The organism is Alteromonas sp. ABV4_150, assembly GCF_056311745.1.
Genome location: NZ_CM149971.1, coordinates 2,843,934 through 2,866,138 on the forward strand (window position 1 = coordinate 2,843,934; position 22,205 = coordinate 2,866,138).

The 22,205-nt window shown below is 44.3% G+C and carries 20 protein-coding genes; 9 read left to right on the forward strand and 11 right to left on the reverse strand.

Features of this window, described 5'->3' with window-relative positions; all coding sequences use genetic code 11:
• The 4 genes from ACYX4M_RS12395 to ACYX4M_RS12410 all read right to left on the reverse strand — a co-directional run bounded on the left by ACYX4M_RS12395 (position 1) and on the right by ACYX4M_RS12410 (position 5,857).
• Complete coding sequence (locus tag ACYX4M_RS12395) at positions 1 to 1,032, reverse strand: DUF2955 domain-containing protein (protein WP_476080336.1); 1,032 nt, start codon at positions 1,030 to 1,032, stop codon at positions 1 to 3.
• Between the two features lie 30 nt (positions 1,033 to 1,062).
• Entirely contained in the window at positions 1,063 to 2,136 is a 1,074-nt protein-coding gene (locus ACYX4M_RS12400) for an HlyD family secretion protein (RefSeq protein ID WP_476080337.1), read from the reverse strand.
• Positions 2,133 to 2,588: a MarR family transcriptional regulator gene (locus ACYX4M_RS12405; RefSeq protein WP_476080338.1), complete on the reverse strand. Its 456-nt coding sequence runs from the start codon at positions 2,586 to 2,588 to the stop codon at positions 2,133 to 2,135. Before ACYX4M_RS12405 ends, ACYX4M_RS12400 begins: the two co-directional genes overlap by 4 nt.
• A 284-nt stretch (positions 2,589 to 2,872) precedes the next feature.
• The gene (locus tag ACYX4M_RS12410) at positions 2,873 to 5,857 is read right to left on the reverse strand and encodes a TonB-dependent receptor plug domain-containing protein (protein WP_476080339.1); all 2,985 of its coding nucleotides are present in this window, start codon (positions 5,855 to 5,857) and stop codon (positions 2,873 to 2,875) included.
• A 426-nt stretch (positions 5,858 to 6,283) separates the two neighbouring features.
• Between ACYX4M_RS12410 and prfC the strand changes: the two genes are divergently transcribed.
• The 5 genes from prfC to ACYX4M_RS12435 all read left to right on the forward strand — a co-directional run bounded on the left by prfC (position 6,284) and on the right by ACYX4M_RS12435 (position 11,297).
• Positions 6,284 to 7,873, forward strand: coding sequence for a peptide chain release factor 3 (gene prfC / locus ACYX4M_RS12415; protein WP_476080340.1), 1,590 nt, complete (start codon positions 6,284 to 6,286; stop codon positions 7,871 to 7,873).
• 33 nt (positions 7,874 to 7,906) lie between these two features.
• A complete protein-coding gene (gene argS, locus ACYX4M_RS12420; RefSeq protein WP_476080341.1) occupies positions 7,907 to 9,637 on the forward strand; it encodes an arginine--tRNA ligase in 1,731 nt (576 codons plus the stop codon).
• A 268-nt stretch (positions 9,638 to 9,905) separates the two neighbouring features.
• Positions 9,906 to 10,472: an NADPH-dependent FMN reductase gene (locus ACYX4M_RS12425; protein WP_476080342.1), complete on the forward strand. Its 567-nt coding sequence runs from the start codon at positions 9,906 to 9,908 to the stop codon at positions 10,470 to 10,472.
• 400 nt (positions 10,473 to 10,872) lie between these two features.
• Positions 10,873 to 11,028 (forward strand): hypothetical protein, encoded by a 156-nt coding sequence (locus ACYX4M_RS12430; protein WP_334057634.1) that lies wholly within the window; start codon positions 10,873 to 10,875, stop codon positions 11,026 to 11,028.
• 65 nt (positions 11,029 to 11,093) lie between these two features.
• On the forward strand, positions 11,094 to 11,297 hold the full coding sequence (locus tag ACYX4M_RS12435; protein WP_476080343.1) for a hypothetical protein: 204 nt from the start codon (positions 11,094 to 11,096) through the stop codon (positions 11,295 to 11,297).
• A 103-nt stretch (positions 11,298 to 11,400) separates the two neighbouring features.
• On the opposite strand, the gene ACYX4M_RS12440 is transcribed toward ACYX4M_RS12435, so the two are convergent.
• Positions 11,401 to 12,657, reverse strand: a complete 1,257-nt coding sequence (locus ACYX4M_RS12440) for a DUF2891 domain-containing protein (protein WP_476082875.1) — start codon at positions 12,655 to 12,657, stop codon at positions 11,401 to 11,403.
• A 59-nt stretch (positions 12,658 to 12,716) separates the two neighbouring features.
• Positions 12,717 to 13,760 (reverse strand): PLP-dependent cysteine synthase family protein, encoded by a 1,044-nt coding sequence (locus ACYX4M_RS12445; RefSeq protein WP_476080344.1) that lies wholly within the window; start codon positions 13,758 to 13,760, stop codon positions 12,717 to 12,719.
• A gap of 411 nt (positions 13,761 to 14,171) precedes the next feature.
• Here ACYX4M_RS12445 and ACYX4M_RS12450 point away from each other — a divergent pair, with 411 nt between their 5' ends.
• On the forward strand, positions 14,172 to 15,386 hold the full coding sequence (locus ACYX4M_RS12450) for an endonuclease/exonuclease/phosphatase family protein (protein WP_476080345.1): 1,215 nt from the start codon (positions 14,172 to 14,174) through the stop codon (positions 15,384 to 15,386).
• A gap of 94 nt (positions 15,387 to 15,480) precedes the next feature.
• Here ACYX4M_RS12450 and ACYX4M_RS12455 read toward each other — a convergent pair whose 3' ends face one another.
• Positions 15,481 to 16,347, reverse strand: a complete 867-nt coding sequence (locus tag ACYX4M_RS12455; protein WP_476080346.1) for a DUF417 family protein — start codon at positions 16,345 to 16,347, stop codon at positions 15,481 to 15,483.
• A 231-nt stretch (positions 16,348 to 16,578) separates the two neighbouring features.
• Between ACYX4M_RS12455 and ACYX4M_RS12460 the strand changes: the two genes are divergently transcribed.
• A complete protein-coding gene (locus tag ACYX4M_RS12460; RefSeq protein WP_476080347.1) occupies positions 16,579 to 17,037 on the forward strand; it encodes a hypothetical protein in 459 nt (152 codons plus the stop codon).
• Positions 17,038 to 17,106: 69 nt separating this feature from the next.
• Here ACYX4M_RS12460 and ACYX4M_RS12465 read toward each other — a convergent pair whose 3' ends face one another.
• The gene (locus tag ACYX4M_RS12465; RefSeq protein ID WP_476080348.1) at positions 17,107 to 17,553 is read right to left on the reverse strand and encodes a hypothetical protein; all 447 of its coding nucleotides are present in this window, start codon (positions 17,551 to 17,553) and stop codon (positions 17,107 to 17,109) included.
• Positions 17,554 to 17,756: 203 nt separating this feature from the next.
• Between ACYX4M_RS12465 and ACYX4M_RS12470 the strand changes: the two genes are divergently transcribed.
• Positions 17,757 to 18,194: a DUF2177 family protein gene (locus ACYX4M_RS12470; protein WP_014948742.1), complete on the forward strand. Its 438-nt coding sequence runs from the start codon at positions 17,757 to 17,759 to the stop codon at positions 18,192 to 18,194.
• On the opposite strand, the gene ACYX4M_RS12475 is transcribed toward ACYX4M_RS12470, so the two are convergent.
• Both ACYX4M_RS12475 and ACYX4M_RS12480 read right to left on the reverse strand, forming a co-directional pair.
• Positions 18,172 to 19,326, reverse strand: coding sequence for a fatty acid desaturase family protein (locus ACYX4M_RS12475; protein ID WP_476080349.1), 1,155 nt, complete (start codon positions 19,324 to 19,326; stop codon positions 18,172 to 18,174). The genes ACYX4M_RS12470 and ACYX4M_RS12475 overlap by 23 nt on opposite strands.
• Complete coding sequence (locus ACYX4M_RS12480) at positions 19,323 to 20,381, reverse strand: flavin reductase family protein (protein WP_476080350.1); 1,059 nt, start codon at positions 20,379 to 20,381, stop codon at positions 19,323 to 19,325. The genes ACYX4M_RS12475 and ACYX4M_RS12480 overlap by 4 nt, the downstream gene beginning before the upstream one ends.
• A 289-nt stretch (positions 20,382 to 20,670) precedes the next feature.
• On the opposite strand from ACYX4M_RS12480, the gene ACYX4M_RS12485 reads away from it, so the two are divergent.
• Complete coding sequence (locus ACYX4M_RS12485; RefSeq protein ID WP_476080351.1) at positions 20,671 to 21,756, forward strand: alkene reductase; 1,086 nt, start codon at positions 20,671 to 20,673, stop codon at positions 21,754 to 21,756.
• A gap of 166 nt (positions 21,757 to 21,922) precedes the next feature.
• Here the strand turns inward: ACYX4M_RS12485 and ACYX4M_RS12490 are convergent, their stop codons facing one another.
• Positions 21,923 to 22,141, reverse strand: coding sequence for a hypothetical protein (locus ACYX4M_RS12490; RefSeq protein WP_334057659.1), 219 nt, complete (start codon positions 22,139 to 22,141; stop codon positions 21,923 to 21,925).
• Positions 22,142 to 22,205 lie beyond the last annotated feature (64 nt).

Genomic DNA, 22,205 nt, shown 5'->3' on the forward strand with positions numbered 1-22,205 from the left:
CTAATAAAATGTGTGATGTCGTGTCACTTGATAGGCATTGAGAGCGCGATGTACAACGTAAATAACACACAGGCTGAGTGCAATGGCAACCACTACCGATGAAAAGCGATACAGCGCACTATAAATAATATCCTGCTGAGGTGAGAGTGACTGGCCGTACAAAATGCCAAAGGTCGTAAGCACACCGAAGCCAGTACCAGCACCACCTCCGCCTAAGACATGTTGCCGGCTAATGAAAAACACCAATATCCACAAGCTAAAGCTAGCAAAAAATAACGTATCACTATAATTGAGCAAAATGAGCTGGGCGAGCAGGGCAAGATTACAACCAATGAGTGTACCCAGTGCCCGTTGCCATCCACTCATCGTTGCGCCTTTCCAACAAAGTGGAAATAGTATCAAGACGCTCGCAGCTTGTGCTGATATCGAATCTACTAAGTCAAAGGTTTGAAACACAGCAAAGGATAATGTGGCGACTGTCGTACATAAAATAACTTCGTGACGAATACTCGCTTTATCTTTTGTCGCTTTGGGCAAAGGCGTGCGCGGCGCTTCATCTGGAAAAACAATATGCAAGGCGAATGCAATTATCAATGCCAACAGAACTGCACCTATGTTTGATATGACCAATGCATAGATATCTATTCCATCACTACTGTAGCTGGCAAAATGAAGTTGCAGCGATAATCCTACAAGGGAAAAGGCCCCGAATAAATACAGCGTACCTTTACTCATCTGCCAAAACAGAAAGGAAAAAGTGGCGGCAATTAGCGGTGTGATCAGCAATGGGTGGCTGCCGAACAAGCCGTAGATCACTAAAACAGTAGCCGCAGGAAAGATGGTTGCGGCAAGAAATTGTCGAACAATGTGACCGTTTATAACGGCCACCAGTCCAAGCAATAGAATTGGATACAAAGTGAAAAATATCGGATTAGGCCAATCCAACGCTTTCGATATAGCAAACCCTAACGTGGCACCTGACGCGATCCGAAGCATCTGCTGAACATCATTTTTACTTAGCTGTGATTCCATATTTTATGTCTAGTAAACCATAATTTAAGTTTAATAAATAAAGTGCAGTAAGCTTATAAAGTGAATTTGAATATTTGCTGCCGCCCTTTCAACAGGATTGTTTGGCACAATTTGTACGGTAGCGCGAGCACCACTGGTGAGATGTTTTAACGATATTTTTTGTTCATCAAGCTTAATATGGACTCGTTGGCGCTGCGCATCGCGTACCCATCGGTTCGATTTCTCAACGCTTGCAAGGGTGCCGTTGGCAGCGAGTTGACCGTCACTTACACCAGCTTCAAACTCAGCCACTTTCGCTTTAAACACTTTGCCAGGTAGCGCATCAAAAACCACATTAGCTTGAATGCCTTTCTTTACATTGGTTAGCGATTTCTCTCGAAAGTCTGCAACCACATCTAACGTATTATCGACTACCGAGGCAAGCGGCGTACTTTGTTTAGCATAAGTACCCTGAGTTACCTGCATGTTTGCCATGACGCCGTTATGCGGTGCTTTAATTTTTGTATAGGCTAAGTTTAATTCTGCCCGTTTGACCGCATTTACCGCGTCTAAATATTTCAGGTTTTTGTTGCCTTGCTTGCCTCTAGCAACAACTTGCTGGTTTAGTTCGGCTTCAAGCGTACTAATTTCAGCTTCGGCGCTTTTAAGCTGAGCGTAGGCTTTATCTACGTTTTGTTGAGATACCACTTTGGTCTGCTTTAGGGAACGCAGCCGTTGAAATTCATTGTTACGCTCTTCGTAAATTGCGGATGCTGCCTCTAATTTGGCTCTTATCGCTTCTGCTTTGGCATCAATTTGAGCATTTTCTAGTTCCACATTTGCCAAAGCAATCTGCGCCTTCTCAAGCGCAATTAGGTAAGGTGTTTCGTCAATAGTGAACAAAACCTGTCCTTCTTTTACGGTTTGATTATTTTTGACAAGCACCTCGTTTATAGGCCCATTTATCTGGGGTGAGATTTGTGTGACCTGATGATAAACCCTCGCCTGTGGCGTCATAGGCATGCGTATATCTGCAATAATGAAGTAGACAAAACAGATGGCGAAACCGACCAAAGACAGTTTTATATACCTAGCAAACTCCTGATCTGGTGTTCGTTGACTCACTTAAATGACTCCAACAATTTTGCTGCATTGGCTTCAATTTTCTGAACACATCTAGCCATAGTGCGTAATTCCTCGTCCGATACTCCTGCGTACACTTCATCTCGAAGTGCTATTAACGTACTTTCGATATCATTCATTCGGCCTTTGCCCATATCTGTGAAATAAAGCAAGCGACTTCGTTTGTCGTTATCACCTGTAACGCGTTTGATTAAACCCGTAGTTTCAAGCTGCTTGATGGTGCGCGTTAAACTAGGCATTTCTATTTCCAAGCTTTCTGCCACCATCTGCTGTGTACAGCCTTCACCAAGTAACGACATATGAATCATTACGCGCCATCTAGACTCTGTAAGGTCGAGGTGTGCGACAGATTCAGTGACAGCTCTTCTGCACTTTTGCGCTGTACGGGCAAAAAGCGCAATAAGATGAAGTGGCATGGGTTCTGAAAATGACATATCGGCATCCTTGATTTTATTTAGCATGCTAACTAGTTTAATTGTTTAGCATGCTAAGTAAATAATATTGAGATGAGGATGATATTTTGTAAGCTGAGCGCTTATTAGGAAAAGCGTAAATGGATAATTATATAAAGCTGTGTTTGTAACAGATATATAGGCTTTAACTAAGTGCTGTTGAGCACTGAGCAAGTACAGGGTGAAGTGGAATATTCATAAAAAATAAAAAAGCCGTTTATTAAGAATAAACGGCTTTTGGCTTAGGTCCAAAGGGAGATTTGGATTTAGAATTTACCTCTAAACGAAGCAAACCAGTTTGTGCTAGTGTCGTAAACTGTTGGATACGTGTTACCGTTACCAAGAGCGGGGCCTGCACCAGAATAAATTGGAGGTTGCTCACCGAGAAGGTTGAGAACACCTAGAGTGAACTCTAGGTTCTCATTCATGAAATAAGTAGCAGAGACATCAAGATAGTTGATAGCTCTGAATCCAGTTTCAAGTGTATCACCTTCATCATCGTTATCAGTTGTACCGAAGTGTCTCCAAGTCGCAGTTATATCAATGTCTAGGTTAGTATTCCACGTAGCCATGAATCTATGACGATATTCAGGGTTTGGTGCGTCACATGCGTTACCAAAGAATCCGGCACACTCAATGGCATCACCACCAGGGAATGGTACAGTGCTTAATTCGTCAAGCATGGTTGCAGCGTAGTCGAATCTAACATCACCAAGTTCAGTGTCGAAGTTATAGCCCACTTGGACGTCCACACCTGAAGTTTTAAGCGTAGCAATGTTTAGATTTGTTTGTTGGAAACCAACACCAAACGTACCTGCTGCAAGTGAACCCGCTGAAGAGCGTGTAATTAAGCTACAGAAGGTTGGATCACCTGAATCAAGACAGTTATCGAAGATAGTTTGCGCTGGAATACCTGCAGAAATCGCATCTTCTACCTCAATATCAAAGTAATCCACACTAATAGAAAGGCCTTCGATACTTGCTGGCGTAATTACAACACCGAACGTGACGGTATCTGCAGTCTCAGGAGACAGTTGTGGGTTACCACCGGTAAGAGACTGAGTTTGGCCAGAGATAACGTCTAGGATGTTACCGTATTGAGCTGCTGTAACCCCTGTTCTTGCACAGGTTTCAAGTGAAGCAATTGGGTTTGCACCTGCACATGGATCATACAACTGCTCGCCGCTAGAGTCGGTTCCCGCAGGGCTTAGATTGGGTAGTCCTGTATTTTGACCAGTGAATAAATCGATAACGTTAGGCGCACGAACCGCACGTTGGTATTGAGCGCGCAGTTTAACGTCGTCTATTGGTGTCCACGATAATTGGTAGCCATACGCATTGGTGTCAAAACTGTTTGTAGTGCCATTTCCGTCTGCGTCATAGTCAGAGAAACGATACTGTGCACTCAATACGAGTTCTTCGGCAAATTCTGCACCCGAAACAAGTGGCACCTGGACCTCGGTAAAGAATTCACGCACTTCAATCTTGCCCGAAACAGCGAGCGTTGCGCCGCCAACACCGGTAAAACCGCCACCTTGTATTTGGCTGATTTCATCTGGAGAAGAGGCTAGTTCGTCTTTGCGGTATTCGATACCGAACAGAACGCCAATACCTTCACTTGCCGAAGGAATCTTAATACCGTAATCGCCTAGGTTAGCTTGAATATCAGCACCGAAAACTTTTTGCGAAGTTTCACCATTTACTATACCAATGCCTTGAATAAAGTCTAACTGAGCTTGGGTAACAGAACTTTCACCGCCAGGGCGTTGGAAAATATTGTAGGGTACACAGCCTCCTGACTGATCAATACATACTACATTTCCATTATCATCCGTTGTTGCTAGTAAGGCCTGTTGAAGGTTTGCTACAACGAAATCGTTAGTTGCCGAACTCTGGTCACGGGTTTCAGAAACTTGACCAAATACATTCCACGCCCAAATGTCGTCGATGAAACCGTTCAATCCACCAACAAAGCGCCAAGCGCTATTTTCAAGACGAGAATTACGCGAACCACCTTCTACGTTACGGTGAGATGCTGTGATTCCGCTAACAATTACATCGTTCGCAATATCGTCAGCCGAGCAACCAAAAATATCAGTAAATGCGATGCCGCTGTTACCTTGAATTAACGGGTTTCCACAGTTGATGTCATAGGCACCTATACCAAACGAAGCACTTGGTGCAATTTGGGCATCACTGGTGTTGTTGATGTATGAAAAATCTGCATAAGCTTCTAAGTTGTCAGCTAGTTCATAGTCGCCTTTTGCGTAGAAATGATAGCGTTCTGATGGACGCTGGAAAAAGTTGGTTGCACCGAAGTTATAGGTCTGTGTTGGACCACCAGCGTAAGAGATGATATTGCCGTTTTCTTCTTGAAACGCAAACCCGCCAGGACCGCCAAACAACCGAAAGTTTGCTGAACCTACACAGCCAAAGCCTTCGAAACTTGATGCGCCGTTGCTTTGACCCAAGGTACATGCAGAGAAAATTCTATCAGCCTGAATGATTTCTTCGCGATCCTCGTAAGAAGCGTAAATGGTTACGTTGCCTTTGCCGTCAGCAGATGAAGCGCCAAACATAGTATAAATTAGTGTTTCGTCACCATCCATTGTTGACCCGGGGACGGGTTGCTGCGCCGCGTTTAGCACGCCTTCATACAGACCATTATCGTTGTCAGCGTAGTTTGTGCTGAACTGACCACCAAACTCGACACCTTCAAAGTCGTCGCGAAGAATAAAGTTTGCAACACCACCAACCGCGTCAGAACCGTATACCGCTGATGCACCACCAGTAAGGATGTCAACGCGCTCCAACATTTGCGTAGGGACTAGGTCAACGTTGGCTGCGCTGGTACTCGAAGAGCCATATGGAAGACGTTTGCCGTCAATAAGTACTAGTGTTCTATTCGCACCTAAACCACGAAGGTTAAGTGTTGCAGTACCCGTTGAACCATTTGAAACTTCTGATGCTTGACCTGCGAAAACCTGCGGAAGCACGTTAACGAAATCTTCTACACGTAAGTTACCGCGAGCCGCTGCTTCGGCACCTGACACACTTAAAACAGGTGTGGCCGCTGCAACATTGGGATTTGAAAGTAGACGCGAACCCGTAACTTCGATTTTCTCAACGGTTTCTTTTTCTGATTCATCTTCTTCTTGGGCGTGGATATTGGCAGAAAATGCCATTGATGCAGCAGCGCCAAACGCGCAGGCCAGTCGCACCGACTTGGCCAGTTTGTGGTTTGAAAACATTTTAGTCTCCCTTGACTTTGATTTTTTTCTTTAATTATTTTTAGTGTGTTTTTTGAACACTCAATATTCTTCGCATAAATTTTGTACATTTTCAATAGAGTGTAGTGCTAAAATTTAAGAAATTGTTTTTTCGAGAGTTTTGCTGGTATTGAAAGTTGCTTTTGATGTGATTTATCGGAATTTTGTACTGAAAAGAATGGAGTGCTTAAAGAAATTCTCCATTTTTGCTCGAGCGACGTGTGTTCTGTCATTTCGCTCTACTGTTACGTGCAGTAAAATGCTAAAATCCGCGCAATTAATTACCAAGCCGTATCAAGCGTTTTACCGCAATATTGAATTTGCGCGGAAAGGCATTGCTTTTCCGTTATAAAGCGCGCCTGTAAGTAATTGGTTTACAGGGATAATAGATAACGAAGATAAGTATTGATGTCAGATAAGAAGCTTCTAGAAGAGATTAAAAAGCGACGTACGTTCGCAATCATATCGCACCCGGATGCGGGTAAAACCACGATTACTGAAAAAGTATTGTTATTCGGGCGCGCCCTGCAAACTGCCGGTACCGTAAAGGGTAAAAAGTCAGGTCAGCATGCCAAGTCTGACTGGATGGAAATGGAAAAAGAGCGTGGTATCTCGGTAACAACCTCGGTCATGCAGTTTCCATATAGCGATCACTTAGTAAACCTGCTGGATACTCCGGGGCACGAAGACTTCTCTGAAGATACGTATCGTACGCTTACTGCGGTCGACTCATGCCTTATGGTTATCGATGCCGCGAAAGGTGTAGAAGACAGAACCCGTAAACTTATGGAAGTTACCCGTCTGCGCGATACGCCAATTGTGACTTTCATGAACAAGCTAGACCGCGATATCCGCGACCCTATGGAACTGCTTGATGAAGTAGAAACCGAGCTTGATATCCTGTGTGCACCAATTACTTGGCCAATTGGCTGCGGAAAAAGCTTTAAAGGTGTATATCACCTTCACCGCGACGAAACTATTTTGTACCAGAGCGGCCAGGGTCACACTATTCAAGATGTACGCATCATTAAAGGGTTAGATAACCCAGAGCTTGATACCGCAGTAGGGAGCGACCTCGCTGAAACCTTGCGTGACGAGCTTGAGCTTGTGCGCGGTGCATCAAACGAATTCGAACAAGAGCTATTCCGTGAAGGCCAGTTAACGCCAGTATTTTTCGGTACAGCATTAGGTAACTTTGGTGTTGACCACATGCTTGACGGTTTGGTTGAGTGGGCACCTGCACCACTTGGTCGTGAAACCGAAGAAGGGACGATTGAAAGTACTGACGGCAAGTTCAGTGGCTTCGTTTTTAAGATTCAGGCCAACATGGACCCGAAACACCGCGACCGTATTGCGTTCTGTCGAATTGTGTCGGGCAAGTATGAGAAAGGCATGAAAATGCGCAACAGTCGCTTAGGCAAAGATGTGCGTATTTCTGATGCACTGACTTTCTTAGCAGGCGATCGTGCTTTACTAGAAGAAGCTTATGCAGGCGATATTATTGGCTTGCACAACCACGGTACTATTCGAATTGGTGACACCTTTACGTCAGGCGATAACTACCGCTTTACTGGCATTCCAAACTTTGCGCCAGAGCTATTTAAGCGTATTCGCTTGAAAGATCCGCTTAAGCAAAAACAGTTACTTAAGGGGCTTATTCAGCTATCTGAAGAAGGTGCGGTACAGGTGTTTCGACCCCTTGCAAACAACGATTTGATTGTGGGTGCGGTTGGTGTGCTTCAGTTTGATGTGGTAGTGGCACGACTGAAAGCCGAATACAACGTAGATGCGCTTTATGAGCACGTGAATGTAGCGACAGCTCGTTGGGTTTACGCTGATGATGAGAAGAAACTGGACGAATTCCGCCGTAAAGGTGAGCAGAATCTTGCACTAGATGGCGGCGATAACCTGACGTACATCGCGCCAACAATGGTAAACCTGCAGCTATCGCAAGAGCGTTACCCAGACATCCAGTTTACGAACACGCGCGAAAATTAAGCTAATAAAGATTAAATAAAGACACAATATACTATGAATATACATGCACTATTAGTTAACCGTTTCACTGAAGCGCTACAAGAAATGGGCGTAGAAAATGCGCCAGTGCCAGTTTCGCGCAGCGCTCGACCTGAATTTGGTGAGTATCAGTTTAACGGCGCGATGGCGCTAGCCAAGCAGCTTAAGCAAAAGCCGCGCGATATTGCCGAGAAAATTGTTAAGACTGTTAAACTTGACGATATTGCCAGCAAGCTAGAGGTGGCTGGCCCTGGTTTTATCAACGTACATTTAAATGATGAATGGCTGTCTAATCAATGTGAGTTGTCGCTAACCGACCCACGTTTAGGTATTGCTAAGTCAAAAGAACAAAACATTGTTGTTGATTACTCATCGCCTAACCTGGCTAAAGAAATGCACGTGGGCCATCTGCGTACTACTATCATCGGCGATGCTGTGGTTAAAGTACTTGAGTTCTTGGGCCACAACGTTATTCGTCAAAATCACATGGGCGACTGGGGCACACAATTTGGCATGTTGCTTGCGCACCTTTCAGACAAGCTACAAGATGAAGTGGCTGAAACTGCGCTCTCTGATCTTGAAGACTTTTACCGCGAAGCCAAAGTACGCTTTGACGAAGAAGAAGGTTTTGCCGACCGCGCCCGTGAATACGTAGTTAAGCTGCAGGGCGGTGACGCTCAGTGTCTGGCGCTGTGGGAAAAGTTCATTGACGTGTCTATTGCTCACTCCGAAGAAGTGTACGACAAGCTAAATGTAAGCCTGACCCGTAAAGATATTATGGGTGAGTCGGCTTACAACGACGATTTAGCCAACGTAATCAGCGACCTTAAAGCGAAAGGCCTTGCAGTAGAAGACCAAGGTGCACAGGTAGTATTTATTCCAGAGCTTGCTGATAAAGAAGGCAACCCTGCGGTTTACATCGTTCAAAAGTCGGGCGGCGGTTATCTATACGCAACAACAGACCTTGCGGCAATGCGCTATCGCAGCGGCAAGTTAAACGCTGACCGTACGCTGATTCTTACTGACGCGCGTCAGGCACTGCACTTCAAGCAAACTGAAATTGTAGGCCGTAAGGCAGGCTTCATGAAAGAAGAGCAAACTTACGAGCACTGCCCGTTTGGTATGATGCTAGGCAGTGACGGTAAGCCATTTAAAACCCGTACCGGTGGCACGGTTAAACTGGTCGAATTACTGGATGAAGCCGTTGAGCGTGCGGGTAAGCTTATCGCAGAGCGCGACAACGATTTAAGCGAAGACGAGTTTAAAGAAGTCGCTCACAAGGTGGGTATTGGCGCTGTGAAATACGCTGACCTATCTAAAAACCGCACAACCGATTACATGTTCAACTGGGACTCAATGCTAAGCTTTGAAGGTAACACCGCGCCTTATCTTCAATATGCCTACACCCGTGTGAAAAGCTTATTCAGAAAAGCGGGTGTGGATATGGCTACTATGCCGGTGGATATCAATATTGTTGAGAAACAAGAGCACGCGCTAGCTGTGTTACTTATGCAGTTTGAAGAAGTTATCGGTACTGTATCTCGTGAAGCGACGCCTCATGTGTTATGTACTTACCTCTACGATGTGGCTTCAGCATTTATGTCATTCTACGAAGCGTGCCCGATGTTAAAAGAAGGTATTGAACCGGCGGTACGCGATAGTCGTCTGGCGTTGTCAGCTCTGGTTGCCAAAACGTTAGAGCAAGGATTAACCCTACTAGGTATCGAAACACTAGAAAAAATGTAGCGTTCGCGGTACAACATAGGTATTGATATTGAAAAGGCTGACATTGATTGTCAGCCTTTTTTTATGCGAAACATAAGCGTCAACCCTACAACGCTCGTTTTACCAATGGACATAGATAATTGCGTATTCAGCGAAATTTAAAATGTTCGGAATTGTGGCATGTTACCGAAGGTATGGCTGTATTACATTTCGATTTGCACCGACAGAGCAATAGCGCCTTATAAACTAAACAACTAAAACCTATTTTAATTAACGACAGGAAACTCAAATGACTAAAATCCTTGCTTTTGCAGGTAGTACTCGTAAAGGTTCATTCAACCAAGCGATTATGCAGGTTGCCGCTGACGGCGCACGTGAGGCTGGCGCAGAGGTTACCGTTATAGATCTGGCCGACTTTCAAATGCCACTGTTTAATGAAGATGAGGAAGCCGAGTTTGGCATGCCTGAAAAAGCACAGGCGTTCAAAGAATTGCTAATGAGTCATGATGGTTTTCTTATTGCCTCACCAGAATACAACTCAAGCTACCCAGCACTGCTCAAAAACGCCATTGACTGGGCATCACGCATGAGCGAAGGCGAAAAGCCATTACAAGCATATCGCGGTAAGGTGGCTGGAATTATGGCTGCGTCTGCTGGTGGGCTAGGTGGCATGCGCGTGCTAGTGGTACTGAGAATGTTACTTGAAAATCTAGGTACTATGGTGCTGCCGAACCAAAAAGCTATTGCGAAGGTAAATACGCTTATGGAAGATGGCGCAATTACGGATGAAAAGACGATTAAGCAGCTTAAAAATTTGGGTAAAGAAACTGCTGAGTTGGCAGGTAAGCTAGCTTAAGACATAAGAACAGAGTAGCTAGAGTAAGCCTTCGACACTCTAGCTACGCATAGCGCAGTTTTCGTATCCATGTTAAATAAATATGCTTTTGAAATTGCCTCAATTAAATGGTGCGCTACCTAACACGACAAACAGATAGCACCATCAAGCCTTCTCATTACCTTTCTTAGCAAGAATGAATTTTAGTTCACGAGACAACATAAAAACCAACTCTTGGCCAGTCGCCAATATCGCTTTGATGTCATAGTCTAGCTAAGTGCTCTCGCACATCACTTAAATTGAAAAAGGAGCTTTATTATGGTGCTGGGTATGCGGGTGGTTATTTCTATAGTCATGTGATGACGTCAAACCGCTGGTTAGACGATGTCGCTGAATTCTTACTACCTTAAGGAGTTTTGCTATGGAAGAGTTGAATCAAGAAGAACTAATGCAATGTAGTGGCGGTTACTTAGGTCGTGTATTGACCTATATGGCTTTGGTTGATTTGGCCTATGAATTCGGCAGAGGACTTGGCAGCGGGTTCTACGATGGGGTAAACGAGCCAGAAATTCCTTAATATTAATCGAGCAGGCTTAGGTCTGCTTCTTTACCTTAAGTTAAGCATGGACAAAGTAAATAATCATGGAAAAGAAAAATTATAGCCACGTAGCATTTTGGTTTCTTGTTGCAATTAATATTATCTCTCTTTTTGAGAGTATTATCTCTACAGAAGGGTTTTCGCTTCTAACAGAGCCTGAGTTTCAGAACTTACTCTTACTCGCAATTCTTCAAAAGGTTGCGAAGCTCTCAAGTACAGATAAATCGAGAGCAGGCAACATCGATTAAGGTATCATGTTTCAACCCTTTATTTTAAATTGTTGACCGTGGCGAAAAAAGCCGCTTAATCGAGAGCGGCTTCCTCACTATATTTCCTAGAGCTATGTTTGAGCTATTTTATGCCGCGCTGTGTTTCTAAGTAGCTGGCAAAGCTACCAAGCCAGTGGCTTCCCATATAGTGCATATCACCAAACACCGCGTTTAATCCTGCATCACGGTGTGCTTTGAGTGTTCTCTTCAGTACTGGTAAGCGTGCATCATTATCTGGCAACGCACTTATAATGCCTTCAATCATCCACGCACGGCTGATATTCAGCCCGTCTAGGTGAGCGAGCTTACCATCCGTTTTGTCTGTCACAGTTGCAGGCGCTAGCCAACTTGATGTTTCAGCGGTTAGGTCTGGAAAGAATGCTGAAAGCCATTGGCTGTAGTCTTTTTTAGCCATTACTCGGCGCATTAGGTCGGCTTCAGCCAAGCACGGTGATAGAAAATCCTGCCCTGAAGGCTCGTAGGCTAGGGGACATTGCTTATCAGCCTGGTAATATTCTTTTACTCTAGATGTAAGCAGTGCTTCAAAGTCCCTGTTATCTGCTACCTTCGCCCAGTCTAACATTAGTCCAAAAGCAAAGGCGGTTTGGCTGTGTTCACCCGTTCGAATAGGGTAAGCCAATTTAGGTAACCACGCACTTACTCTTGCCACAATTTCGTCCTCGAGAGGACGTAAGGTATTTAGCCATCTTGTTGCTTCAGGAAGCGAAGATTGACGTAGTTCAGCGGTTAGCTGCAGGAACCAAGCAAGGCCATAGGGGCGCTCAAATGAGGCATTGTTTTCGCGCTTAAGGCTCGCAAGTTCACCTTGAATGTTTTCCTTCGTAAAGCTGATATTAAGCCTTTCGATGATCTCATCTTTATTCACCGCGTCTTGCGCAGTATTTAGCATTCTTACTAAAAGCCAATGGCCATGGACCGATGAATGCCAGTCTAAACAGCCGTAAAATGCTGGGTAAAGTTTATTAGGCGCTTTAACGTCATCAGCACTATTCATCATGTGTTTCACTACATTCGGAAACTCTTGGTGAATGCAGTGAAGTGCTAGATTGGAAAAAACGCTTTCGTAGCTGTTGTTAGAAGTACCGGCTGAGGAGTTTGCAACTGTATCAGTACTGCTGGTGCTAACGGCTTCAGCTGTCGGTGTACTAGTAGCGAAGGCGTTGTGGGTAGCGATTATGGCAGTTAACGCAATACTGCTGCGAAGAAAGTTCTTTATTTTCATCTTTATTTTCATCATAGTTTTGTGAGCTTTTTTAATTACAAATCTATCGCCAATGTATAGTGAACCGTGATTTGAATAAAGAGCTGCGCTACATATAGCGTGCCAGCACTTTAAGTAGCAGCTTATAGTGTAAACCACGCAACGTTGGTTTTAATTCAGCTTTCGATACTTTCCAGTTTGTCAGTAAATACACTTGTACAACCAATATTGCTTAGTACCCACTTTGCGTTGTAGTAGGTGTCGCCATACCTTTCCCCGCTGTCGCACATAAGCGTAACAATTGAGCCAGTTTCGCCTTGTTGCTTCATTCGTTTGGCAATACTTAATGCGCCCCATAGGTTTGTGCCGGTAGACGGGCCGGCTTTAATTCCCATGGTATTGTTTAACCAATGCATAGTAGCAATACTGGCCGCGTCGGGAACTGAAATCATGTCGTCTATAACGTCGTGCTGAAAAGAGGCTTCAACTTTAGGGCGTCCAATCCCTTCTATACGGCTTCCGCGGGTAGCGGTAAGTGTATGATCCTTTTGCCGGAAGCTATCAAAAAACACGCTGAATTCTGGGTCTACTACAACGAGTTTAGAAGCGAGGCCTTTGTACCGTATGTAGCGGCCTATGGTTGCTGACGTACCGCCTGTACCTGCACTCATAACCACGGTGTGTGGTACAGGATGGGGCTCGGCTTTCATCTGCTCAAAAATACTTTCAGCAATATTATTATTGCCGCGCCAGTCTGTAGCGCGCTCAGCGTAAAGGAACTGATCCATAAAGTAGCCATTAACGTCTTTCGCTACCCTAGTCGCTTCGCTATGCATTTGTGTAGGGCAGTCGACGAAATGACACTGACCACCGTAACGTTCAATAAGCGCTATTTTACTCTGGGCGGTAGACTTAGGCATGACGGCAACAAACGGCACACCAATCATTTTTGCAAAGTAAGCTTCAGACACTGCCGTGCTGCCTGATGATGCCTCTACCACAGTCGTTCCCTCTACAATTTTTCCGTTACATAGGGCGTAAAGAAAAAGGGAGCGAGCCAAACGGTGTTTCAAGCTGCCCGTGGGGTGAGTGCTCTCATCTTTTAGATAGATGTCGATACCTTGAAATGCTATTTGCTCAAGCTTTATCAGATGGGTGTCTGCAGAGCGCTGATAATCTGCATTGATGGTATTAATCGCTTTTGAAACCCAGTTTTTCATAAAACTTATCTCTTTCTATTAAATTCTTGGCCATTACTTAAAAATGCCCGCTGCAGTTAAAGCTCAGGGGAGAGCTGTCCTCTCTAAACGCCAGAAAAAGAATATCAATACATTATGAGTAATAGATTCTATTATTCCACTATAAAGATGGTTTTATAAAATTTAATTGTATCAATTGCATAAATGTCGCAATAATTTTTTAAAATGGTGATGGCGCGTGAGTTTGAGAAATTGAAACTGGCCGAAGGTTGTGAAGACAAGGGCCAAAAATAGCCGAAAAGAAGGTAACGTTGGGCAAGGTTCATTGCACCTAACGCTAAATAGACCCTAGCTATTATTCAGTACAAAAAAGTTCAGAATCCTCATCTGTATTGGTATCGTTGGCAAACGACTTTATTAAAAGGTAACAACATGAAAATTAGGGCGCTTTTTCTTGCCACAGCTATTCTACCCGAGTTATGCGTATCCACGTTGGCTTATTCGAAAGAAGAGCAAATGCTAAAAGTTGCTACATTTAACGTAAGTATGGAAGCCACTAACTATAAAGCGTTGGGCATGAAGCCGAGCGAAAAAGTACTTCAGCATGTTCTGTCTACGGGCGAGCACCCTCAAGTTAAAAATATTGCTGAAATTATTCAGCGTGTTAACCCTGATATTTTATTGCTCAATGAGTTTGATTACATTGCAGATAAACGAAAAGGGGTAGAGGCTTTTATAGAAAACTACCTGAATATTTCGCAACAAGGGCTTGAACCGGTTGACTACCCTTACACGTATGTAGCGCCAGTAAACACCGGCGATCCCACCACCTTCGACTTAGACAATAATGGTAAGGCAGAAGGTTTTGGTGGCGATGCCTATGGGTTTGGATTATATCCCGGACAATACGGTATGGCGCTACTGTCAAAATACCCAATTGATGTTGAGGGTATTCGTACTTTCCAGACGTTTAAATGGCATCATATGCCTCACCCACAGGTCCCCATTATTCCTGATGAAAGTGGCAGTGTGGACAATGGCACCCCTTGGTACGATGTAACTGAATGGGAGGCATTGAGGTTAAGCTCGAAGTCTCACTGGGACGTACCAATCAAAGTGGGCGGTAAGACCGTTCACATACTTGCAATGCATCCAACACCACCTAATTTTGATGGAAAAGAGGACAGAAATGGTAAGCGCAACTTTGATGAAATAAGGTTGATGGCAGATTACCTTTCTCCTGACAAAGGCGCATATATCTATGATGATACGGGTGATAAAGTTAGCCTATCAAATAATACGCGCTTTGTGCTTGTAGGTGATTTTAATGCTGCTGATATCGGGGACAAACACAGAGAAGGCGTAATAGAACAGCTAACCGAAAATCCGCTTGTTAATAACGACACCATTCCTACAAGCGCCGGTGGCGCGGGCGCATCCGGCGCTGCGTTTAGCAAGCGTTTTACCGCCTATTGGGGTGCCAGAGCCGACTATGTTCTACCATCTCAATATGGATTCGATGTACATGATGCAGGCGTTTTTTGGCCAGCTAAAACAAGTGACCTGTATCGATTAGTTAAAGACCGTGCTGCCAGCTCAGATCATAGGTTGGTCTGGGTAAGCTTGTCGCTAGAACAAGATAAATAAAGACCATCAAACGATTGCTCATTATTTACGTGTTGTTTTATATCACTGGGGATGGCCGCGGCAAGCGGCCTTATGTAACTAAATTTAGCACATTTTAGTCTATCTGCGCTTCTCGGTTTTGGTCTGACACCGAATTAAATACTGTGAAGTAGGCCACTACCGCTAAGTTAGCGACAAACCAAAGGTCTTTAATAACGAACTGACCTAAACGGTTAATGATGGTGGCACTATTAAAGGTATCAGGCACGCTAAATAAAAACGTTTGAGTCATCAAAAATACGGACAAACAAGCGATTCCACTCGCAATAATCATTGGCTTGTTCTTAGTGTAAATACCCACGCCCAAAACAAGCGCAAAAAAGACGTCAAAACCACCTATTACATTGGATGCTCCCTGTACACTGAACACATCATAAAGCCACGACATAAACGGCGAGGTTTCTACTAACCCAACAATTGCATTGGCTTCAAACTCGAAAAACTTCATGCTTCCTATCCATAGTAAAACCATGGCTACAGGTGCAAAGTTAAGGTAAGTCAGCTGTTTATGCGAAAGTTTGTCGCGATAAAACAAGAACAGAAAAAGCGGTAGTACTGCGAAGTACTTGATGATCCCTTGACCACTTCCAATAATCGGAAAGCCGCCTAAATCAGCCATCCATCGCTCGGGCGATAACAAGGTGAGTAGGGGGGGAGCGGTAACCAATGCGGCGAATAGCGTAACCATTTTTGCTGACACTAGCTTAAATCGTGCTGCAAATGTCATTAAGGCTAGCAGCATTAATGTAATCCCAGTGATAGCACCAAGTGCACTTTCACTAACTATTGCGCCTAACGAATAGAAATTAAAAGTAGTTATTAGTGCATTAGGATTTGCGCCCAGTAAAAATGTTAGGCCAAGAACAGCGAAGCTGAAAGTTATTAAAGCGGTTACCAGGTTTTCGGTTTGGTGTAGTGTCATAAAGCATCCGTAAATACTGCAAGTTTTGCGAAGTGTATGTAGAGACCTGTCGAGGTAACACTAAAATTTCATAGGTTCGATAATTTATTAGGCATAGCGCAGCGCACGAATAAGGATTTATCGGAAAAATAAGAACTTATCTAATAGCAGTGGTCATATGTATCGCAGGTTTAAAAAAGCGTGGCTTTTAAGTAGTGGTTGTTTAATAAGTAAAACAAATAGAGGGAAAGAATGAAACAGGCAAGCAGTAGAGCACAGAAGCGTTTTAGGATCTGGTTAATAGCAGGCGTGTGTGCAGCCTTGTCTGCTTGTGGCGCTCAGCCCCCAGAACCTATTGATGAGCCAATCGCGAGTGTTGAAGACGTCGAAAGATTAGAGCAAGTTGTTGATACCTCTTTACCGTTGGTACAGCAGGCCTATTCCATTGAGTCTGAAAAAGTGTGCGATAAACACGGTGGTAACTGGAAGAAAGTAGGCCGACAGCAGGCGCATACTTGTGTGCTACCAGCAAACGATGCTGGTAATGCGTGTAATGACAGCAGCGAGTGCGAAGTGGCTTGTGTTACGGAAAACAATAATATGGAAGCGGGAGAAAAGGCGCGCGGCGTGTGTTTAGAAAGTACGGACTTATTCGGCTGTCGAGCCTATGTGTCTAACGGCGTTGTGGAGCATACCTTGTGTGTTGACTAAGAGGTTGTTTAGCAAACGAACGTTGAATGAAGCGCACGCCATCGGCAATGCGCTTCACAACAACGCGGGTTAATTAACGTTGGGGAACTCGATTTTGTCCAGTTCGCTCGCCGTTTCATTACATTCCCCTAATAGGTGTAGTCTATCTTCGGTTTGGTGTGTATCTATTTCTAGAAAGCCCGTTTGGCAGTAACCGGTCTCATCCAGTTTCTCATCAAGAGATGTATAAAGTTGCTCAGTCATTCTATCGCTGCTATGTGACGAGCCTTCGCGACTTTCCTGTCCTTGGCGACCGCCACGACCACTTCGTTCGCCTCCCTGACCACGGCCGCCTTTACCGCCACCTTTGGCACCGTCACGATGCTGCATTAACGGAATGCTAAACGCGAAGAGCTTGGTACCATCTTGCTTAATTTGAGTTTCAAAGAATATTTCGTCCATGTCTAACGGCGGAGGGCGATGGGCACACGCACTGACAATTAAAGAAGTTGTTATTACTAAAAGTGTTTTTTTCATTCTATTTTACGCTTATTTGAACCACATCACTTTGAGACTCAATGGTCTTTTAAGTTGCAGTTGCCAGTGTAAGTTTTAAGTAAAGTAATCATGCGCCGTAAAGAGGTTTACCGTTTTACCGATGCGCTTATTGTGCAACACTTGCGTATTCATATTTTAAATCACTTGCATCCGCAATTTGCTTATTTACAGGGATAGGTTTCATGCTTTCCAACATCATTCGCTTTGCGAAAAACATCGTCGTGTCGTTAATTGCAATCTTTGTGTGTTTTGGTGTGCTCGACTTCTTGTGGCTTGGCGTTATTGCGGATGGCTGGTATCAAAGTGAAATGGCTCCTCTGCTTAGAAGTCAATTTATCACGTGGCCTTGGGTGGTTTTTTACCTCATGTATGGATGTGTGGTGTTTGTACTTGCTGTGGTGGCGAACAGAGATAAGTCGTTACTTTATGCTGGGATCGATGGCGCGCTTCTAGGGTTGGCCAGTTATGGCGCCTACAATTTAACGGCGTACAGCATTATTGAAGGTTTTACTTTGTTTATCATGTTGATTGATTGGGCGTGGGGCACGTGCCTAACCAGCGCAAGCGCAATGGCCGGCTGGTTAGGGTTTCAACTGGTTAAGGGAAAGAGTAGCGAATAATGCGCTTTAATACGCTACCGTACTGTTTTAGAAATCCGCCAGTGTTGTAGTGCATGCCGTGTTCTTTGAATACGGTTTCAACCTTGGGGGCCATTTCTCTATAGCGCCTAGCGGGGATATCCGGGAACAAATGGTGCTCAATCTGAAAGCTTAAGTGCCCAGTAAGCACGTGAAACAAGTTTCCGCCCTTTATGTTCGACGAGCCCAGCGCTTGTCGGTAGTACCACTGTCCTTGTGTTTCATTAACACAATCTTCTTGTTTAAACGTTTCCACGTCGCCAGTGAAATGGCCGCAAAAGATAATAGTAGATGTCCATAAATTGCGTAGCAAATTGGCGATAAGGTTGCCGGTAAATACCCATAAAAATAACGGCCCCGCTAATAAAGGAAATAGTACATAATCTTTTACTAACTGACGTGCGCCTTTACTAAAAAAGCGTTTCTTAAGTTCATTATGGGTAACTTGATTCTTGCGGTTGTCTTTCTTCTTTCCAAAGAAGACCCGTTCTGCAGCCATCTCGTGATAAGACACGCCCCACTGAAACATCACGCTAAGTACGATATAAGTTGCGAACTGCCATAGGTTTTTTACACGCCATCTGAAATCGTTAGACAGGCGAAGCAAACCATAGCCAAAGTCTCTGTCTTTCCCAATAATATTGGTATACGTGTGATGCTCGTAATTATGAACGCGATTCCAGCTCGAACCATCGCAGGCGATATCCCACTCATAGCCTTTCGAATTAATGTGTTTGTCGTTCATCCAATCGTACTGGCCGTGCATCACGTTGTGGCCTATTTCCATATTATCGAGAATTTTTGCTGTAGCTAAACTCAATACGCCGGCAACCCAGAGCAGCGGTTGAATGAACCCCAACATTAAAAGTATCCGTCCGCTCCACTCGCAAATTCGCTGAACAAGAATAATACGTCGGATATAGGCCGCATCTTCAGCACCCACTTTTCGTTTAATGTCAGCTTTAATTTCATCAAGCTGAGCGGCAAGTAACTCGTAGTTCGGTTTCTCTTTAGTGCTCGTTGGCCGAATTGCTTTGGTTTCACTTATCGGAAAATGCGCTTGTTCGATGGCTGCTTCACGGTGTTGTTTGTCTATTGAAACGCTAGTGTTCATAGTTGAATCTCCACATCGGTAACGGCTTGTGATACACACAACTGAATAAGTTGCTCTGCACTATCTGAAAGTTCGCCAGTACGGGTGTCTCTCACTACGCCCCTTTTCTTAACACATTGGCACTGGTGACAAATCCCCATTCCACATCCGTAGATCACGGGTTGTTCTGCTTGTTGAAGCTGTGAAAGCAGGGTTTGCTGATTGTCGATAGCCAAAGATTGGCCATTGTGAACTAAAGAGAAGGTTTCGTTTTCGGTAAGGCTGGTGCTGTTCACCACAGGAAGCGCAGCGAAGTGCTCGCTCGAAACAGGTACGTTGATCGTTTTTGCATAACTTTCAACTTGCTCGAACATGGCATGTGGACCACACACTAACCAGTGTGCATTGGCGAAATAAGACAAATGGGCTTCTACGTCCCCATTTTTTTGCTTAGTTAAAATATCATAGCTGAAGTGTTCACAGCGTTTACTGAAGGCAGAAAGCTCATTAAGCAATATGTGTTCATTGGGCTTGGCAAAATAAAGCAAATGTACTGCTTTTTGATTTAGCTGCGCATTGTTAATAGCATCGTCAAGCATGGCAATGAAAGGGGTAATACCTGAGCCGCCCGCAATCATGAGCAGAGGCTTTTGCGTTTCAGGCCATACAAACTCTCCCTTGGGGGCTGAGATATTTACCCATTGATTAGGCACACAGGTATGTAGGTAAGGGGTTAGCGCGCCTCGGGCTTTTACCTTTGTGACCAAGCGGATCTGCTTGTCTCTTTGGTGGCTATTAGCACCACTTGCTATGGTAAATACGCGGGTGGTGAGCCTTCCATTAACCTCTATGGTTAACGCGATATGCTGCCCCGCGGTATGTGTGGGCCACGAACTATCTGGCTCAAGTACCACCTCGAGCATATCCGTGCTTAAGCTTTTTACTGTTATAACTCTGGCTCTGAAATACCCATCGCGCCATGCGGGTTTAATTTGCTGAATCAGTACTTCCCAATAGCCCTTCCAAGAGCCGTGGTGGAATATGCGATCAGTAAATTTATCTAGTAATAGTCTCAATGTAGAAATCACACCTATTTATCGTCGAATATTTTCAATACAAAAAAGATAAGAATATTTAAGCGTACAAGTGTACGCTATTTCGGCGTACAAGTGTAAGTTTAAATTTTTTTGCGTCAAGAGGTGATAGTGAATATTTGGTGTAACGTCGTCGAAATGAGCTAATACTTTTGCGAAAAATGCAAAAGTGCTTTGTAAAAAGTACGGGTTCTAACAAAGATAATGGGCCTCATTTATAAGATTACACAAGATGAAATTTTAAAAATGAAAAACTTAAAGGAACCGAAATATGAAATTATTTGAAACAGTATCGCTGGCTGGAAAAACGCTTAAAAACCGAGTTGTTATGCCACCGATGACCCGTTCCCGTTCAACCCAGCCTGGTGACGTGCCAAATGCGTTAATGGCAGATTATTACGCCCAACGCGCAAGCGCAGGGCTAATTGTCAGCGAGGGCACACAAATTTCTGCGCTAGGTAAGGGCTATGCGTGGACGCCGGGTATTTATACCAAGGCGCAAATTGCAGGCTGGAAAATAGTAACAGATAAAGTACATGAAGCGGGCGGTACGATGTTTGCGCAGCTTTGGCACGTGGGTCGTGTTTCTCATCCATCAAATACAGAAGGGCAGCAGCCTATCAGTGCATCGGCAATTCAAGCAAAAGGGGTTAAGGTATTCGTGGATGAAGATGGCAACCCTGGCTTTGTAGACTCAGTCATGCCAAGGGAAATGACCATTGACGATATAAAAGCGGTGGTGGAAGAGTATCGCGTCGCTGCAAGAAACGCGGTTGATGCCGGTTTTGATGGTATTGAGCTGCATTCTGCTAATGGTTACTTGCTTAACCAGTTTATTGATTCTCAGAGTAATGCAAGAACTGATGAATACGGCACAAGTGTACAGAACCGTATTCGATTCTTGAAAGAAGTGGTACAGGCTGTGACTGAGGAAATTGGCGCTGATAAAGTAGGTGTACGTTTGGCGCCCCTAACAACATTAAACGGGACGGTCGACGACAATCCCGAAGAGACCTATCTTGCGATTGCTTCTATGCTTAATAGTTTCAAGATTGGCTATATGCATATTGCTGAAGCCGACTGGGATGATGCGCCGCAAATGCCAATATCATTCAAGATGGCTATTCGTGAAGCTTATAGCGGTCTGCTCATTTATGCCGGAAAGTACGACACAGAGCGTGCCGAACAAGCTCTAACTGAAGGCTGGGCAGATATGATTGGTTTTGGTCGACCTTTCGTGGCGAACCCAGATTTACCCTATCGATTAGAGAACAATTTACCGTTAAATACGCACAATCCAGATACCTTGTTTGGTGGCGGTGAGAAAGGCTATACAGATTATACGTTTGCTAAATAGCCGTAAATGTTACGGGGTGAACACTGCTGCGCATAAAGGAACTAGGCTTCTTTATGCGCTTTTTTAACTATCTATACGCGCTGCAGTTTATAATTAAGAAAACGTTAGTGTTTTTAGTTAATTTACGTTCGGCCAATAGCAATGCGATTGAAATATCACACCGCGCCTAGAAGTTGCGGTTTCGAAATAGCCAAGCGGCGATACCACTTCCAGCTATTACTATTGAGGCGATCAGCCATAGTTTTGAAACAGGATTACCGTTAGGGCACTGTAGCGCCATGGTTGCGCCGGCTAGATTTTGACAGTCAACAAGTTGGCCTAATGCCAATACTAAGAGACCAAGCAGTACTCCGATAACAGCATAAGACAAATTATTTAACGACATACCTTTCCTATTACTTTTCCATTTATCGCTTATAACGACTTTACGGTTTGCACTGCACACTTCA